The sequence below is a fragment of the Ruegeria sp. HKCCA6837 genome, assembly GCF_013034475.1.
Classification (GTDB): domain Bacteria; phylum Pseudomonadota; class Alphaproteobacteria; order Rhodobacterales; family Rhodobacteraceae; genus Ruegeria.
This window is the reverse complement of sequence record NZ_WQGD01000002.1, coordinates 256,543-273,283: the sequence shown is the minus strand read 5'-3', so window position 1 is coordinate 273,283 and position 16,741 is coordinate 256,543. Positions and strand designations below refer to the sequence as shown.

Genomic DNA, 16,741 nt, shown 5'->3' with positions numbered 1-16,741 from the left:
GGGTGGCTGTCATGCATAGGCCGTCGCGGCTTTTGTTGGCCCTGGCCGGTGCCCTTTATCTGACGGCACTGGCACGGGACGGTCTGCACCGCTGGGTCGATGCCACAGTTCTTCCCCCTGTTCTGGCCGAAACATCAGTCGAGATGCGGGACCGGAACGGCGACCTTTTGCGTGCGTTTCCGGTTGAAGATGGGATTTGGAGATTGCAACCCGGTGCAGTCGATCCGAATTTCACCGCTATGCTCGTCCGGTACGAAGACAAAAGGTTCTGGACACATGCCGGAGTGGACCCAGTTGCGATGCTTCGCGCTGTGGGGCAAAGCCTTTGGAATGGGCGCACGGTGTCCGGTGGGTCAACCTTGACCATGCAGGTCGCGCGGCTGATCGAAGATGGCTCGACCGGGCGCTGGAGCGGTAAAATTCGCCAAATTAGAGTCGCATTGGCCCTGGAGCAGCGGTTAAACAAACGGCAAATCCTGACCCTTTATCTGACCCACGCACCCTATGGGGGCAATCTGGAAGGTATCCGAGCCGGTACCCGTGCATGGTTTGGAAAAGACGCAACTCGGTTGACCGCAGCACAGGCGGCCCTGTTAATCGCATTGCCGCAATCCCCGGAAGCTCGACGCCCGGATCGTGAACCACAGATAGCCCGAGAAGCCCGTGACCGGGTTCTGCGCAGGCTCGCGCGGTATGGCACCCTGACTGCGGCTGAAACCAGCGCGGCCATAGCAGAAACCATTCCAGACCAAATGAGACCCTTCCCGCGTCTGGCGCCGCACCTGACCGACCGGATGAAACGCCTGACCCAGGCAACCGGCGCGGTCGATTTGACTTTGGACGCCGGGTGGCAGGCCCGGTTGGAGGGTTTGGTGGCCCAAGCCGCCACCCGTGTCGGGCCGCGCGTATCCGGGGCCCTGATCGTCGCGGATCACCGCAGTGGTGAGGTTCTGGCCTCGGTCGGGTCCGCCGGGTATCAGGATGCCCGTCAGGGCTTTGTGGATATGACCCAAGCGCTGCGGTCGCCCGGATCGACACTGAAACCTCTGGTTTACGGGCTGGCCTTCGATCAGGGACTGGCCCATCCCGAAACCCTGATCAGCGACAGCCCCGTAATGTTTGGCCGCTACGCCCCGCGCAATTTTGATGGGGCATTCCGTGGCGATGTCCGGGTACGGGACGCCCTGCAATTGTCGCTCAACATTCCGGTCGTGCGTCTGACAAACGCGCTGGGGCCAGCGCGTATCATGGCGGCATTACGCTTGGCCGGATCAGAACCGCGCCTGAACGGTGGCACGCCCGGCTTGGCGATCTCATTGGGCGGTGTGGGGTTGAGCCTGCATGACCTTGTACAAATCTACGCCGCTCTGGCAGGCGGTGGACAAGGCCCGATTCTGCACCACGATGCCTTGGGGGATGCACTGCAAACCCCGCGCGTTATGTCAGAAACCTCTGCCTGGCAGGTTGCCGACATTCTGGCCGGGCTTTCACCACCCGCAGGCGGCGCGACAGGGGCGCTGGCCTACAAAACCGGCACATCTTATGGCCACCGCGATGCCTGGGCCATCGGCTTTGACGGTCAGCACGTCATTGGGGTCTGGTTAGGTCGTGCAGATGGAACGCCCGTTCCCGGCGCGTTCGGAGGCGATCTTGCCGCGCCGCTTCTGGCCGAAGCCTTCAGCCTGCTGAAACCCGCGCTTACCCCGCTGCGCCCACCGCCGCCTTCGACCTTGCTGGTGGGCGCTGCGCAATTGCCCCAACCCTTGCAACGTTTCCGCCCTCGCACGGCGGCTTTCCAAAATGATCCTTCCGCTCCGGATCTGCTGTTTCCGCCCGATAATGCTGTTTTAGAGACATTTGGAGCGCCCCTAACGGTCAAACTGCGCGGGGGGGTCGGGCCATTTTCAGTGCTGGCGGATGGCGTGCCCGTGCTGACCGGACAGCGACAGCGAGAGTTCGAGATCCCCAACCCGGGGGCCGGTTTCACCTCGCTTGTTGTGGTGGATGCGCAAGGTCTTTCGGATCGGGCAGCAATCAGGATTGATTAGCGCCGCCCTTCGCGCAACCAACCTCCCAGCAGGAACCCTCCTGCCAGTAGCAAAACCAGCCAAGGGGGCAGCAGACCGGCCTGCGTAACATCCCGCGTCTCGTAGGCATCGCGCGGGGTCAGACCGATCCAACCTCGGCCAGCCGCAGGACGCCCTGCGCGTACGTTGCGGATTGATGGCAAACCGTCTTCCAAACGGATCACGCCACCCCGCATACTAGCCAAGATCGGTTCCAAAACATCATCGGTTGCGATGGTGCGCTCAAACTCTTTCGGCGCGGCGGGGCCAAGGCCAATCACGGCCATATGGTCGCCTTCCCGCAACCGGTACAGACCGATCTCAGGCCCATAGTTTTGTGCTTCGAACCGGCCCGGAGAGACCTCTTGCAAAGTGATCTCTAGTGTCTCACCGTTTGGACGCGTCACCGTCACCGGCCCAACCTCGTCTTCAAGCGTCTGGCGAATGATGCGCATGGATTGACCGTTCGCCTCGGCCCATAACGCTTCTTCCTCCAGTTCGGGTTCCTTCATCATCCAATGAGCCAACCTGCGCAGCAGCTCCAGCTGCGGACCGCCACCTTCAAAACCGCGGCTCCACAGCCAAGCGTGGTCGGATGCCAGCATCGCAACGCGCCCCTCGCCAACACGGTCCAGAACCAGCAGTGGCCGTTCTTCGATGCCAGTCATCAGAACCTCGCCCGAGCGGTGGTTCACGTCGATCTGGCGCAACCAAGCCCCCCAATCCTCGGAATCGCCCAGATTGGTTGTTACCGGATGCCGTTGCCCCAAGTCGCTGACCATCGGTACATACCGTTCCTCGAACACCCGTGCCGAAGGCTGCGCCGGCAAGATCGGTGCTAAAGGAGATCGGAAGATACTGTCGGCACTGGCGAAATCGGGACCAGCCGCGATCAGAACCGCGCCCCCGTCATTGATATAGCTGGTGACGTTGTCCAGATAGATCGCAGGTAAGATGCCACGCCGCTTGTAGCGGTCGAAGATGATCAGATCGAAATCGTTGATCTTTTCCAGAAACAGTTCACGCGTCGGAAAGGCGATCAAGGACAGCTCATCGACAGGCACGCCATCCTGTTTCTCAGGCGGGCGCAGAATGGTGAAATGTACCAAATCGACCGAACTGTCGGATTTCAACAGGTTGCGCCATGTGCGCCCACCGGGGTGCGGTTCGCCCGAGACCAGCAAAACGCGCAGACGATCCCGAACGCCATTCATCTGGATCAGCGCAGTGTTGTTGCGGTCGGTCAATTCACCCTCGGCCTGCGGAACAGAGAACTGGATAACGTTGCGCCCGCCATGGGGCAGCGTGATCGGCAACTCGACATCCCGGCCAATGGGAATGTTGAACTGTTCGGGTGCGGCACCGTCTACAGAAATCTCTAACGGCGCGGTTGCTGCACCGGCAGGGGCTGCGCCACTGTCTTCCACGCGCAGGGTCAATGTTACCGGCTCGCCAATAATGGCAAAGGCAGGCGCATTCCGAACGATAAGCCTGCGATCCCAGTCACTTTCACGCCCGGTTTGCAGAAGGTGCATCGGTGCAGGCAGGTCCGGAGCCTGATCGACATCGTGCACAATCCCGTCCGACACCACCAGAATGCCAGCGATCCGAGCGCGGGGTTCTTCGGCCAATGCCTCATTCAGAGCCGCCATGATCTGCGTGCCCTCATCCCCATCCCCGTCGCCAACCTGAATGCGGCGCAGTTCCGTGTTGTTGCGCGCCTCAATCTCAGCAGCAAGTGCCTCGGCTGCCTGTGCAGTTTGTTCAGCCCTGTCCGTAAGCGTCTGGCTAGCGCTTTCATCCTCGATCATCAGGACGATATCTGTCAGCGGTGCGCGATCTTCGATCTGATAGACCGGGCCGGACAGAGCCGCCAGAACCACCAAAGCCGCCAAACCCCGCAGCGCCCAACCCGACAAGCCACGCCACAGGGCCAACACAACCCCAGCCACGGCAATCGCACCCACAGCGGCCAAAATAGGCCAAGGGATCAGTGGGTCGAATATGACGGTTCCGGTCATTGTCCTAACCTGTCCAGAAGGGCGGGCACGTGGACCTGATCGGATTTGTAATTCCCGGTCAGCACATGCATTACCAAATTGACACCAAAACGATTGGCCAACTCGCGCTGACGTTCCCCGGCATAGCCGCGCCCGACAGGCAGCAGGGCCTGCCCATTGCGATCCACAGCCCAGGCCCCGGCCCAATCATTTCCACCGATAACCACCGGAGTCACATTGTCATTCAGGTTGCGGAACGGCATCCCTTCGATCTGTTCCGCGTCCAGTGGCGCAGCTTCCACCCAGACCTCGGTGCCAGAATAACGGCCCGGGAAATCCTGCAACAGATAGAACGTTCTGGTCAGGACGTGATCACGTGGAATCGGCTCTAATGCAGGGATATTCAGCGGTACAGCCAGTTGCTGCAACTTGCGGCCATTCGGGCTGGACGCGCCGAAGCCAGCGATATCCGCGTCACGTGTGTCGAACAGGATCATCCCACCCGAGCGCAAATAGGCGTTCAATTTCACATAAGCTTCAGCCGAAGGCTGAGGCTGGCTCAGGGAAATCGGCCAGTAGAGCAGCGGGAAGAATGCGAGCTCATCACGTTCAAGGTCCACACCTATGGGGTCGGCCGGTTCGACGGAGGTGCGATAAAACAAGGTTTGCGCCAATCCTCGCAGACCGGCCTGCGCAATCTCGTCCACCTGCGCGTCGCCCGTCAGCACATGGGCTAAGACAAGTTCATGCGTCGCTGCCAAGGCGAACTCAGTGTCCTCCGGCGTCTGCGCCTGAACCTCGGGCACCAGCAGAAACGCCGCCAGAACCCCAGCAGCAGCACGAGCCAAACCCAACCGGCCAGACAAAGCCAATGACGCAACCACGTCGATTGTGAGCAAGATCAAAGCAAGGCTAAGCAGCAGACCACTCAGCGGGGTTTCGGTGCTGGCCTCTTGCCCTTTGATCGGCACATTGGCGGGCCACACCACCGGGCGAAGTTCGGTATCCTCGGAAACAACGTTCAGCGCCAGCTTCTGCTTGCCACTTTCATACAGACCCGGACGTAAATCCGGCCCGATCTGCCCCGAAATCAAATGCACACCGTCGACACCCGCAAGCGTGCCAGCGTCTGACAATGTGCCAAACCCGTCCATGATCTGCACTGGCTCCCACGTGGTGCCTTGCAACTGTGCCTCTTGCCGGGATTTCGCAGCCGAGGCCACGGCCAGACGATCCAGCATTTCGACAAACAGGCCCGACAGCGGCAGACTGGACCATTCCGCATCTGCGGTTACGTGGAACAGCACCACCTGCCCCAATCCCAACGCCTTGCGTGTTACCAATGGCGTTCCATCAGAGAGAGACGCAATCACGCGATCCGCCAGATTAGGGTCTGGTTGAGCCATGACCTGGGTCGAGACGACCACATCATCCGGGATATCCAAACCATAGAACGGTGAATTTTCGGGGAACGGGGCCAGGGTCTTGGCCTCACCCCAGCTCATCGCTCCACCGACAGATCGCCCGCCGCTGCGCAGCCGCGCGGGCAACAGGGTGTCTTCGGTATCCCGCCCCAGATCGCTGGCCGCCATGCGCGGACCGGCAAACCGCAGCAGCAGGCCGCCCTGTTCGACCCATTCGATCAGACCGGTCTCTTCCGCATCCGACATCTGCGCGACATCCGACAGAACGATCACATCTGGGTTCGCAGGCAGAACCTCAAGCAGACCCCCATCGACAAAATCCGCCGTGGGGATCAGAACCTGTGTCAGGTAATGTAGGGGCGACAACAGCTCCAGCCCTTCGCGGTTCAAGGTTCCGGCAATCAGCGCAACCTCACGCCGACGCAAGCTGTCATCTGTCAGGGTCACAGTCCCGGCGGATCTTTGGCCCTGAATTTCGAAACGCGTGATGCGCGCGCGCAATTCCGACGGCAGTGCCAGTTCGATCTGCGCCGTGGTTTCCCCGGCATCTAAGGTCAGGTCGACCGAATGCAGCACCCGCGCCGTGCCTGCCGGATCACGCCCCTGCGCCAGAACCGTCACCCGCTCTTCTGGGCCGGGTCCCGCGCGTTGCACGGTCAGTTGGATAAGACCGTCTTGGTAGGCCGCGGGCTGGATCGCAATGGGCCTGGATGCCGCCTGATACACCGTCACATCACCACGCGCCTGCAAGGCAGAAACCAACCCGGCATGTTGGGCATAGTCCAACCTGTCGCTGAACCAATGCGTTTCAAAGCCGCCATCAACTGCATCCAAAACGGCAATGGCTTGAGAAATCTGATCGGCAGTCGGTTGCCAAGGGTTCGGAGTCAGTCCAGGAAGACGCCCGCGCCATGCTTCCGCCGCTTGGAAAACAGGCGTTTCCGGTTCGGTCAGGCGCATTATGGCAACTGTACGACCAGCGCGACCTGCTTCGGACAGTTGAGTGTCTATCTGGTCCAGCGTGGCCGACCAGCGCGTTGCACCGGCCCAACTGGCATCCAAAACCAGCAGCAGCGGTCCGGTGCCGGTCTCATCCCGCGATGGGTTCAGAACCGGTCCGGCCAGACCCACGATAATGGCCGCAGCCGCCAATATCCGCAGCAGCAGCAACCACCATGGTGTGCGATCCGAAACACTTTCGTCATCCTTCAAGCCCAACAACAGGGTGACTGCCGGGAACATCCGGCGGATCGGTGCGGGCGGTACAGCGCGCAGAATCAGCCACAGAATCGGCAGGGTTAGAAGACCCAGCAAAACCCATGGCGCGGTAAAGCCTATGCCCGCAAGAACCGTCATCGCGTGCCCCCATCCAAGGCCCGATAGAGCCACAATAGAGCCGCTTGTGCACTATCACCCGTATGATGCAGGCCCAGTTGCCAGCCGGTTGCACGGCACAACTGCGTCAGGGCATCCTTGCGGCGCGCAAGACGTTCCAAATAGCGGTCCCGCAACTCGGCCGCCTTGAGGGTTTCGTGCCGGACAGATCCTCCGACGCTTTCGAAAATGGTGCGCCCGCGATAGGGAAATGTCTCTTCGCCCGGATCAAGTACTTGCAGCACCACACCGCGCACGCCGCGGTCAGCCGCTTTGGTCAGGGCCAATTCAACTTCGTCCATGGGGCCAAGGAAATCCGAGATAAACACGGCGCGGGCATGAGGAATCATGGCACGGTGTTCAGGCGGGGCGTAATCCGTTTGATCATCTTCAGACCAGGCTTGCGCCAAACGGATGATCTGCGCGTTGCCGCGCCGGGGCGGCAAGGTTGTACCGGTAAGGCCGACACGTTCACCGCCGCGCACCAGCAGGATCGAGGTTGCCAGCCCCAACAGCCGGGCGCGATCCGCCTTTGTCGGCAGCGATTTGTCAGACGCGAACCGCATGGAAGCACCCTGATCGACCCAGAGCATCACCGATTGCGCGATCTGCCATTCGCGCTCGCGCACAAACTGCTGATCCCCCCGCGCTGAACGGCGGTGGTCGATCATCCGGCGGCTATCCCCGATTTGCGCGGGGCGGTATTGCCAGAAATCATCGCCCATACCCGAGCGCCTACGCCCGTGATCGCCCAACAGGACGGTTCCGGCCAAATGCTCGGCCCGCGCCAAAAGAGGCGGCAGCCGGGACGCTTCGGCCTCGGATCTTTCGCGAAGGGTCAGCGCAGCATTCACGCCGCAGCCTCGGTGCGGATCAGACCGGCAGCCGTCGAGTCAATCAGCTCGGCAAGGCTGTCACCGCGCGCCCGCGCCGCAAAGTTCAACGCCATCCGGTGGCTCAGCACCGGGCGGGCCATGTCCAGAACATCCTCAGCATTCGGAGCCAAACGCCCCTGCAACATCGCACGTGCCCGCACCGTCATCATCAGCGCTTGCGCTGCGCGAGGACCGGGGCCCCAAGCCACGGTTTCTGAAACGCGTTCGGACACGCCTGCTTCTTCGGGGCGGAACGCGCGAACCAGATCAAGGATCAGTTCGACCACCGATTCACCCACCGGCATCCGGCGCAGCAGGACTTGGGCCGCCAACAGGTCTTCCTTGCTGAAAATCTGGTGAGCGTCTTCCTCTTCCACACCCGTCGTGGCCAGCAGAATATCACGTTCGGTCTGCCGATCCGGGTATTCGACGTCGATTTGAACCAGAAAACGGTCCAACTGCGCCTCGGGCAGCGGATAGGTCCCTTCCTGTTCGATCGGGTTTTGCGTGGCCAATACGTGGAAGGGTGTCCCAAGCGAGCGGTCTTCGCCTGCCACAGTTACCGTGCGTTCCTGCATCGCTTGCAGCAAAGCCGACTGCGTTCGAGGGCTGGCGCGGTTGATTTCGTCAGCCATCAACAACTGGCAAAAGATCGGTCCAGAGATAAACCGGAAATGCCGTGAACCGTCATCGGCAGTATCCAGAACCTCGGACCCAAGAATATCTGCGGGCATCAGGTCGGGCGTGAACTGAATGCGGTTGCCGTTTAAGCCCATCACGGTCGAAAGCGTTTCGACCAACCGCGTTTTTCCCAGCCCCGGCAAACCGATCAGCAGGGCATGACCACCGCACAACAGCGCGGTCAGAGTCAGATCCACGACCCTTTCCTGCCCGATGAAGCGGCGGGTGATCGAGGCCTTCGCCTCTTGCAGCTTGTTTTCCAGCGCTTCGATCTCGGCTACGAGGTCGGCAGGTTCGGTCATGACTTTCCCTTCCGTGGACTAATATGATTGAAGTGTATCGCGCTAAGAGGAAATGGCAAAAGCAATGAGCGGACAAAAACCTGTGAAACCGTCGCCGGATGGTCTGGCTGCATCAGTCAAAGCGGCCAAAACCAAGGGTTTACCGCCCGTTCACCTGTGGAATCCCCCGTTTTGCGGCGATCTGGACATCCATATCGCAAAAGATGGCACCTGGAGTTATTTAGGCTCGCCCATCAACCGTTTCGAGCTGGTGATGCTATTTTCCTCAATTCTTAAGAAAGAAGATGGGAAATACTTCCTCGTCACACCGGTCGAGAAAGTGGGAATCACTGTTGAAGACGCCCCGTTTGTCGCCGTGGATTTTGATCGTGAGGGCGAAGGCGAGCAGCAAAACCTGACCTTTACAACTCATGTTGGCGATCATGCTGTTGCAGGTTCAGATCATCCGATCCGGATCGTTATTGACCCGGTGACAAACGAACCTTCACCCTACATCATGATCCGTTCCGATCTTGAAGCACGCATAGATCGCAAAAGTTTCTACCGCCTGGTCGAGATTGGCACCCACCATGACGGCTGGTTTGGCGTTTGGTCAGGCCAAGAATTCTTTGGGCTGATCCCGTCAACCGAGCTTGGCTGATCCTCGGGACTGTCGAGGCGCACGATGCTGCGCCAAAACAACGGCCAGAGCAACAACACCCGCGCCCAGCGCGCGGGTCCAATTCCAGTCATCCCCCAGCATCAGCATGATCAGCATCACGTAGAACGGTGCGACGTTGATGTGGAACGACGCGAGCGCAACGCCCAATTTACCAACCGAAGCGATGAACAGAACCTGGCTGAGCCCCATGGCAATCAGTGCATAGATCACAAGCATGCCAACCTGCTGCGCATCAACTGACGCACGCGGCATCACGTCCAAACCCATTTGCGCAGAAACAAAACACAGAGCACTGGCCATCAGCAATCCGCCGGTAAACGTGATCGTTGTGCGGCCGATCTGGCTGAGCTCGGGAAAGTCCCGTGCCGTCGCCATGCTGGCCCAGCAATACAGACCGGTTGAAGCGATTGCGCAGACCGCGCCCAGCCCCAGTTGTGCCGGTGAACCGGCGCTTGTTGCTATCAATCCACCTACAATCGATACCAAGACACCAAGGGCAAAATTCCACTTCAAACGTCGGGTGCCAGCGGCAAGTTCCAGCAATGTTGCCGCCAGTGGAGCGCAGGACGCAATGATTGCAACGGTGACGGGATCTGTCAGTTTCTGTGCAAGGATCAACAGGAACATGCCGATCCCAAAACCGAACCCGCCGATGATCATTGCCCGACCCCATTTGGCCCTCAGTACGCGGCTGGGCCCGTCCAGAATGAACCAAAGCGGTACCATCACAGCCACGGCCATTGCCAGACGCGCAGCCAGCAGTGCGACAGGTGGCCAGCTTTGCAACAGGATCTCAGCGGCAGGGAAACCCGCAGCCCAAGTCATCATCGAAGCCACTGCCAGACCATTGCCGGACAGGACCGAGTTGCGGCCAGCAGGCAAAAGAACTGTCGCCCCGCGCACGGGTTCAGGGCTCATGGCCATGAGTTTAGACCTTTTTGTTGGTTCAGCGTGAAAAATGATTCGCTGCTACGGCCCGACTGTCCCTGATCCTTTGTCCATGATCTGGCCGATTTTCGACAACTTGTCGTTTTCAGTCCCTTCCCCGGAAACTGCGCGACGGTTAGGGTCAAACTGCCACAACCGAAGACCTCTCATGCCCAGATTTGCTGCCAACCTGTCGTTGCTCTTTACCGAACTGCCTTATCTCGACCGGTTTCAGGCCGCTGCTGATGCGGGATTCACTGCTGTTGAAATCCTGTTCCCCTATGACATAGCCGCTAAAGAAACCCGCCGCGCCTTGCTGGCCAACGGGTTGGAATTGATACTGATCAACGCCCCACCCCCTAATTACACGGGCGGCCAACCCGGTTTCGCCGCGGTCCCGGGGGGCGAGGCCCGGTTTCAGTCGGATATCCGCCGCGTTCTGCGTTATGCGGACATGCTGCGCCCCGGATTCATTCACATCATGTCAGGGTACGCCTCGGGGTTGGACGCTCTGTCGTGTTTTGTTCAAAATCTGCAATGGGCCGCTGATGCTGCGCCTCAACAGCAGTTCACGATTGAACCGCTCAACTCGGTGTCGCAGCCTGAATACTTCCTGAACGACTACGATCTGGCAGCTGAGGTTCTGGATCGTGTTAATCGCCCGAATGTCGGCCTGCAATATGACAGCTTTCATGCTCACATGATCCACGGCGACGCGCAGGCCGTTTGGGATCGATTTCATCGCAGAGTGGCCCATGCCCAGATCGGCGCTGCCCCGGATCGGTCTGAACCGGGTCGGGGACCCACGGATTTCCAAAGCTTGTTTTCGGCTATGCATGCCGCGGGATATACGGGTTGGGTCAGTGCCGAATACACACCTTCGACATCGAAAACCTCCGACAGCCTTGATTGGATGCAGCCCTAGCACTGGCATTTCACAGGCAAATGCTGCAGATCAAAGGCAATACGCCCTTCAGGATACCCGCCATGATTCCAGCCCGCTATGCCCGCGCCGTATTCAGCCTGATCATGTCCGGCCTCATGTCCTGCATCGTCACAGGGATCGCAACAGTGAAAGCCATTGGTTTCGGCCCCAGCACATTCGGAGATTGGTTGGCATCCTGGGCTTTTTGCTGGCCGATAGCCTTCACCGTGATTCTTCTGTTTGGCCCAACCGTGCAACGCATGGTGAACCGCATGGTCAGGCCACAAGACTGACCCGCGACGAAGATGGCCCGCCGGGCCGGATGAGGCGCGTCGCTAGTGCGCCTCGGCCCAATTCGCGCCTTGCCCGGCATCCACACTCAGCTTGACGTCCAGCTTGATTGCCGGATCCGAGGCACCCTCCATCACGTCGCGTGCCACGCCGATCACCTGATCCACGGAATCTTCGGCCACTTCGAACAACAATTCGTCATGCACCTGCAGCAGCATCTTAGCCGGTAGCCCATTGATCGCCCCAGGCATCCGCACCATGGCCCGTCGGATCACATCCGCTGCAGTGCCCTGAATGGGCGCATTGATCGCCGCCCGTTTTGAGAACCCAGCGTGAGGTCCCTTGGCGTTAATCTCGGGCGTATGAATTTTGCGCCCGAACAAGGTCTGGACATAGCCATGTTCTTTGGCAAAGGCGACGGTGTCATCCATATAGGCTCTAATGCCCGGGAAACGTTCGAAGTAGCGGTCGATGAAGCCCTGGGCTTCGGCCCGCGGAATGCGCAGGTTCCGCGCCAGACCAAAACCCGAGATGCCGTATATCACACCAAAGTTGATCGCCTTGGCCTGACGGCGAATGTCGGGCGTCATCTCATCCAGCGGCACGTCGAACATCTCGGATGCCGTCATGGCGTGAATGTCCAACCCGTCCGAGAATGCCTGTTTCAAAGTCGGAATATCCGCAATATGCGCCAGAATCCGCAGTTCGATCTGACTGTAGTCGAGGCTCACCAGCACATTGCCCGGCTCAGCGATAAACGCCTCACGAATGCGTCGCCCTTCCTCGGTCCGCACCGGGATGTTCTGAAGGTTCGGATCGGTCGAGGCCAAACGTCCCGTATTCGCGCCGGTGATGGAATAAGACGTGTGCACCCGCCCGGTATCGGGGTTGATATGGGTCTGCAGCGCATCTGTGTAGGTCGATTTCAGCTTGGACAGCTGCCGCCAATCCAGCACCCGGCGCGGCAGTTCATGCTCGGTCGCAAGATCTTCCAAAATGTCCGCCCCGGTCGAATATTTCCCGGTCTTCCCCTTCTTGCCACCCTCAAGACCCATTTTGTCGAACAGAATCTCACCCAACTGCGCAGGCGATCCAACATTGAAAGTCTCACCGGCCAGCTCGTGAATTTCAGCCTCTAATCCGGCCATTTTCTGCGCGAATGCGTTAGACATACGGCTCAGCACATCGCGGTCCACCTTGATGCCATGCATCTCCATCTCGGCCAAGACGGGCACCAAGGGGCGTTCCAACGTCTCGTACACCGTCGTCACTTGGACCTGATGCAGTTGAGGCTTGAACAGTTGCCAAAGACGCAAGGTGATATCCGCATCCTCAGCGGCGTAGGCCGTGGCCTCATCAATTGGAACCTTGTCGAATGTGATTGCGGATTTACCCGATCCCAGCAGCGGCTTGATCGGGATTGGCGTATGGCTCAGATACCGCTCGGACAATGTGTCCATTCCATGCCCATGCTCGCCGCCATGCATCGCATAAGACATCAACATCGTGTCGTCGATTGGGTCAACGTTGATGCCATGGCGCGCAAAGATCTTGGCATCGTATTTCATGTTCTGCCCGATCTTTAGGATCGACGGATCCTCGAGCATCGGTTTCAGCAAGGTTAGAGCCTCATCCAACGGCATCTGACCCTCAGCCAATGCATCCGAGCCGAACAGATCATCGGCGGCCCCATCGCGGTGGGTCAGCGGGATATAGCAAGCCTCACCAGCTTCAACACAAAGCGAGACGCCGACCAGATCGGCGATCATCTCATTCAGACCGGTGGTTTCGGTATCGACAGCGACCCAACCGCGCTCGTAGGACTTATCGATCCACTTTTGCAGGGCCTCGGCGTCGCGTACACACTCGTATTTCGACGCATCAAACGGAATAAGCGTTGCCTCTGGTTCTTCAGCCGCAGGCGCAGGCGCGTCAGCAATCACCGGAGCTTCGGCCCCCAGTTTATCTGCGATGCGCTTGGTGAGAGTGCGAAACTCCATCTCGGCCAGGAACCCCAGAAGGGTTTCGGCATCCGGGTCTTTGACCTCAAGATCGTCCAGAGTGAAATCCAGCGGCGTGTTTTCGTCCAATTGCACCAGCTTCTTGGACAGCTCGATCTGGTCTCGTTTTTCCATCAGCGTCTGACGGCGCTTTGGCTGTTTGATCTCTTCCGCGCGATCCAGCAGCGTTTCCAGATCGCCATATTCATTGATCAGCAGAGCTGCCGTTTTCACGCCAATCCCAGGGGCACCCGGCACATTGTCCACCGAATCCCCGGCCAAAGCCTGCACATCGACCACCCGTTCAGGGCCAACACCGAATTTTTCGATAACCCCGTCCCGGTCGATGCGCTTGTTCTTCATCGCATCCAGCATCTCAACGCCGTCGCCAACCAATTGCATCAGGTCCTTGTCGGAACTTACGATAGTCACACGGCCTCCGGCCTCACGCGCCTGAACGACCAACGTGGCGATGATGTCGTCGGCCTCGTACCCCTCAAGCTCTTTGCAGGCGATGTTGAAAGCCTTTGTCGCCTCGCGCGTTAGAGGCATCTGCGGGCGCAGGTCCTCAGGCATCGCCTCGCGGTTGGCCTTATACAGATCGTAGAGATCGTTCCGGAACGTGTGCGAACCCTTGTCGAAGATCACCGCGACATGGGTTGGCGCATCTGGTCCGGCGTTTCCCTCGACATATTTCTGCAGCATGTTGCAGAAGCCCGAGACCGCCCCGATCGGTAATCCGTCGGATTTTCGAGTCAGCGGAGGCAGCGCGTGATAAGCCCGGAAAATAAAGGCCGATCCGTCGATCAGATGCAGGTGACACCCTTTTCCAAAATTGCTCATGCGCGCTCTCCCTGTCGGTCAGGGATGGTTCTGCCACAGGGGCACGCGGGTGACCAGTCAGGAACGTGTGTTAGCCACCAAAGAGGCCGCCGAAAACGTCTGAGAAACTGTTCAGAAGCGCCATGATCACCAGAACGCCGAGGAAAGCGAAGAAAGCGAAGGCGAAGAACTGGAACAGGATCGCGCCAGTTCCAATGGCCATTCCGGCGATGGCCGGGCGTCGTTTTTCGTGACTAAGAATGCCAATCACCGAGACAACAATTGCCAGCCCACCCAGCATAGCCACACCAATTTGCAAGTAATCGTCCAGGTCACGGGTTTGGGCCACGGGTGCGGGCTGCTCCAGCCCGGCTGCGGCGCGTAGGGTGGATTTGCCAAGCTCTGCCGCCAGTTCACCCAACGAAACGCCGGTGGACTGTTGCGGCGCAAAAGGACCGGCCCAGAACACAAACAACGCAGCGAACAAAGCCAATGCAGCAAGGAAAAACCCGATCCAACCAAAAACCGGGTTGGCCGTGTCAGTGGCAGTCATGTCGGTCATCACACTCACCTACGATGGTTGTACCAACGCACTACCATGAAAATCGCGGCGAGATTTGGGCGAAACCCGGTTAGGCGGGCAATCAGCCCTGTTCTGTGCCCTTCAGAACATATTTGCAGTCGCAATAGGGGCACTCGACCCAGCCGGTGTCTTCGGGGATTTGCAGCCACACGCGCGGATGCCCCAACGCACCTTCACCGCCATCACAGGCAACACGGGTGGTTTCGACGATCTTGGTTTCCGGCGCTTCGATGGTCACGGCTGGCGATCCTTCTTCGGTTGTCGGCCTCGCGGGCATGTACTAGGTGCGTTTATGAGCGATGAGCAAACCGGGGGCAAGAGCCACATGAGCGATGCGGCAATCAGGATCGAAGGGCTGCGCAAAACCTATCGCGGCGGCAAGGGCCAGCCCGAGAAACACGCGCTGAAAGGCATAGACCTGACCGTTCCGCGCGGGTCGGTGTTTGGGCTGTTGGGGCCAAACGGAGCTGGGAAATCGACCCTAATCAACATTCTCGCTGGGCTGGTTGTGAAATCCTCGGGCCATGTATCTATTTGGGGATTCGATCAGGATCAGAACCCGCGCCAGTCGCGTTCCGCCATTGGCGTGATGCCGCAAGAGCTGAACCTGGATCCGTTCTTTTCCCCACGTGGAGCGTTGGAGGTTCAGGCCGGGCTTTATGGCGTGCCAAAGGCGCAGCGCCGCAGCGATGAGATTCTGGAACTGGTGGGTCTCAGCGCCAAGGCCGAGGCGTATGCCCGCACGCTGTCGGGCGGGATGCGGCGGCGGCTTTTGCTGGCCAAGGCGCTGGTGCATCACCCGAAGATTCTGGTGTTGGATGAACCCACGGCAGGTGTGGATATTGAACTGCGTCAGATGCTCTGGACCAATGTGCGCAAACTGAATGAACAGGGCATGACCATCATCCTGACCACGCATTATCTGGAAGAAGCGCAAGAGATGTGCGACGAGATCGCCATCATCAACCATGGCGAAAAGATCGCGCAGGACAGCACCGCCAACTTGCTGGGTCGGATGGACAGCCGGACGATGGTGATCGTTCCGGACAACCCTGTGACGAAACTGCCTGCAACAGAAGGGGTCGAAGCCGCGCTGCGCGACGATGGCAGCCTTGTGCTGCAATATCAGGGCAATCAAACCAGCGCCGAGCAGGTGCTGGAAGCCGTCCGTGCCGTGGGTATCCGTATTCGTGACGTGCGTACCGAGGAAGCCGATCTTGAGGATGTGTTCCTTGCACTGACTTCGTCGCGCGCCGAGGAACCTGCAGACGATCAGGACCAGCCGCGCCGGGGAATGCACCGCGTTAAGCTTTAGGCGCGGTCGATCCGCGCCTGATAGCAGTTGTTTCTGGCCGAGCGGACATGGATATAAGCGATATCCGGTCTAGCAAAGATGCCCTTCACCGCTGCGCCGATCTGCTCCATGGGCGTGATCGCCCCGGTGCCATAGACGATCCTGTCATCCGCACCATAGCCCTTGATCAAATAGTCAGGAGAGGTGGTCAGAATCTCGGGCATCTCTTCCCCCTCATGCCGCTCGCACGGTTTAGCACACAGAAAGATCGGGCCGGTTTCCGCATACGGATGCGTCTCTAAAAAGGGGCGATGGGCCAATATCAGCATCTCTTCGCCTTCGGGAATGTTCTGCAGGCAGTGGCGGCATGGATTGCCTGCACCAGTCGAAACGGCGTGTTCGGGCGTTGCGCCATAAGCATCCGGACCACCGGCCTGAAGGGCGCGTACCTCGTTGGTGGGTAATGCAGTAATTTTGAACATATCGGGCCTCCTTTTTTGCCGACCCTGCCGATCT

Annotated in this window: 14 protein-coding genes; 5 read left to right on the top strand and 9 right to left on the bottom strand. The window is 59.3% G+C overall.

Annotated elements, in window-relative coordinates; translation table 11 throughout:
- Positions 1-11 precede the first annotated feature (11 nt).
- Complete coding sequence (pbpC, locus tag GOV91_RS05625; protein WP_171234745.1) at positions 12-2,048, top strand: penicillin-binding protein 1C; 2,037 nt, start codon at positions 12-14, stop codon at positions 2,046-2,048.
- Here the strand turns inward: pbpC and GOV91_RS05620 are convergent.
- From GOV91_RS05620 to GOV91_RS05605, 4 genes are read right to left on the bottom strand one after another with little or no spacing between them, the layout of a single operon-like run.
- The gene (locus GOV91_RS05620; protein ID WP_171234744.1) at positions 2,045-4,087 is read right to left on the bottom strand and encodes a hypothetical protein; all 2,043 of its coding nucleotides are present in this window, start codon (positions 4,085-4,087) and stop codon (positions 2,045-2,047) included. The two genes, pbpC and GOV91_RS05620, sit on opposite strands and share 4 nt — an antisense overlap.
- Positions 4,084-6,846, bottom strand: a complete 2,763-nt coding sequence (locus GOV91_RS05615; protein WP_171234743.1) for a DUF4159 domain-containing protein — start codon at positions 6,844-6,846, stop codon at positions 4,084-4,086. The genes GOV91_RS05620 and GOV91_RS05615 overlap by 4 nt, the downstream gene beginning before the upstream one ends.
- On the bottom strand, positions 6,843-7,718 hold the full coding sequence (locus GOV91_RS05610) for a DUF58 domain-containing protein (protein WP_171234742.1): 876 nt from the start codon (positions 7,716-7,718) through the stop codon (positions 6,843-6,845). Before GOV91_RS05610 ends, GOV91_RS05615 begins: the two co-directional genes overlap by 4 nt.
- Entirely contained in the window at positions 7,715-8,722 is a 1,008-nt protein-coding gene (locus GOV91_RS05605) for a MoxR family ATPase (protein WP_171234741.1), read from the bottom strand. The genes GOV91_RS05610 and GOV91_RS05605 overlap by 4 nt, the downstream gene beginning before the upstream one ends.
- A 64-nt stretch (positions 8,723-8,786) precedes the next feature.
- Here GOV91_RS05605 and GOV91_RS05600 point away from each other — a divergent pair, with 64 nt between their 5' ends.
- Positions 8,787-9,362, top strand: a complete 576-nt coding sequence (locus GOV91_RS05600; RefSeq protein ID WP_171234740.1) for a DUF1285 domain-containing protein — start codon at positions 8,787-8,789, stop codon at positions 9,360-9,362.
- Here the strand turns inward: GOV91_RS05600 and GOV91_RS05595 are convergent.
- A complete protein-coding gene (locus GOV91_RS05595; protein WP_171234739.1) occupies positions 9,345-10,307 on the bottom strand; it encodes a DMT family transporter in 963 nt (320 codons plus the stop codon). The two genes, GOV91_RS05600 and GOV91_RS05595, sit on opposite strands and share 18 nt — an antisense overlap.
- 172 nt (positions 10,308-10,479) lie before the next feature.
- Here GOV91_RS05595 and GOV91_RS05590 point away from each other — a divergent pair, with 172 nt between their 5' ends.
- A complete protein-coding gene (locus GOV91_RS05590) occupies positions 10,480-11,235 on the top strand; it encodes a hydroxypyruvate isomerase family protein (RefSeq protein WP_171178388.1) in 756 nt (251 codons plus the stop codon).
- Positions 11,236-11,297: 62 nt separating this feature from the next.
- Positions 11,298-11,528: a DUF2798 domain-containing protein gene (locus GOV91_RS05585; RefSeq protein WP_171178849.1), complete on the top strand. Its 231-nt coding sequence runs from the start codon at positions 11,298-11,300 to the stop codon at positions 11,526-11,528.
- Positions 11,529-11,570: 42 nt separating this feature from the next.
- On the opposite strand, the gene polA is transcribed toward GOV91_RS05585, so the two are convergent.
- The 3 genes from polA to GOV91_RS05570 all read right to left on the bottom strand — a co-directional run bounded on the left by polA (position 11,571) and on the right by GOV91_RS05570 (position 15,169).
- Positions 11,571-14,369 (bottom strand): DNA polymerase I, encoded by a 2,799-nt coding sequence (gene polA / locus GOV91_RS05580; RefSeq protein ID WP_171234738.1) that lies wholly within the window; start codon positions 14,367-14,369, stop codon positions 11,571-11,573.
- A gap of 70 nt (positions 14,370-14,439) precedes the next feature.
- A complete protein-coding gene (locus GOV91_RS05575) occupies positions 14,440-14,910 on the bottom strand; it encodes a hypothetical protein (RefSeq protein ID WP_171234737.1) in 471 nt (156 codons plus the stop codon).
- Positions 14,911-14,992: 82 nt separating this feature from the next.
- Positions 14,993-15,169: a zinc-finger domain-containing protein gene (locus GOV91_RS05570; RefSeq protein WP_170533977.1), complete on the bottom strand. Its 177-nt coding sequence runs from the start codon at positions 15,167-15,169 to the stop codon at positions 14,993-14,995.
- 87 nt (positions 15,170-15,256) lie between these two features.
- Here GOV91_RS05570 and GOV91_RS05565 point away from each other — a divergent pair, with 87 nt between their 5' ends.
- Entirely contained in the window at positions 15,257-16,246 is a 990-nt protein-coding gene (locus GOV91_RS05565; protein ID WP_171234844.1) for an ABC transporter ATP-binding protein, read from the top strand.
- On the opposite strand, the gene GOV91_RS05560 is transcribed toward GOV91_RS05565, so the two are convergent.
- Positions 16,243-16,707: a DUF1203 domain-containing protein gene (locus GOV91_RS05560; protein ID WP_171234736.1), complete on the bottom strand. Its 465-nt coding sequence runs from the start codon at positions 16,705-16,707 to the stop codon at positions 16,243-16,245. The genes GOV91_RS05565 and GOV91_RS05560 overlap by 4 nt on opposite strands.
- Between the last annotated feature and the right edge of the window lie 34 nt (positions 16,708-16,741).

Excerpts from the sequence above, each read along its gene's own strand:
- pbpC (WP_171234745.1), top strand. The coding sequence starts at position 12 with ATGCATAGGCCGTCGCGGCTTTTGTTGGCCCTGGCCGGTGCCCTTTAT.
- GOV91_RS05620 (WP_171234744.1), bottom strand. The coding sequence starts at position 4,087 with ATGACCGGAACCGTCATATTCGACCCACTGATCCCTTGGCCTATTTTG.
- GOV91_RS05615 (WP_171234743.1), bottom strand. The coding sequence starts at position 6,846 with ATGACGGTTCTTGCGGGCATAGGCTTTACCGCGCCATGGGTTTTGCTG.
- GOV91_RS05605 (WP_171234741.1), bottom strand. The coding sequence starts at position 8,722 with ATGACCGAACCTGCCGACCTCGTAGCCGAGATCGAAGCGCTGGAAAAC.
- GOV91_RS05600 (WP_171234740.1), top strand. The coding sequence starts at position 8,787 with ATGAGCGGACAAAAACCTGTGAAACCGTCGCCGGATGGTCTGGCTGCA.
- GOV91_RS05595 (WP_171234739.1), bottom strand. The coding sequence starts at position 10,307 with ATGGCCATGAGCCCTGAACCCGTGCGCGGGGCGACAGTTCTTTTGCCT.
- GOV91_RS05590 (WP_171178388.1), top strand. The coding sequence starts at position 10,480 with ATGCCCAGATTTGCTGCCAACCTGTCGTTGCTCTTTACCGAACTGCCT.
- GOV91_RS05585 (WP_171178849.1), top strand. The coding sequence starts at position 11,298 with ATGATTCCAGCCCGCTATGCCCGCGCCGTATTCAGCCTGATCATGTCC.
- polA (WP_171234738.1), bottom strand. The coding sequence starts at position 14,369 with ATGAGCAATTTTGGAAAAGGGTGTCACCTGCATCTGATCGACGGATCG.
- GOV91_RS05575 (WP_171234737.1), bottom strand. The coding sequence starts at position 14,910 with ATGACCGACATGACTGCCACTGACACGGCCAACCCGGTTTTTGGTTGG.
- GOV91_RS05565 (WP_171234844.1), top strand. The coding sequence starts at position 15,257 with ATGAGCGATGCGGCAATCAGGATCGAAGGGCTGCGCAAAACCTATCGC.
- GOV91_RS05560 (WP_171234736.1), bottom strand. The coding sequence starts at position 16,707 with ATGTTCAAAATTACTGCATTACCCACCAACGAGGTACGCGCCCTTCAG.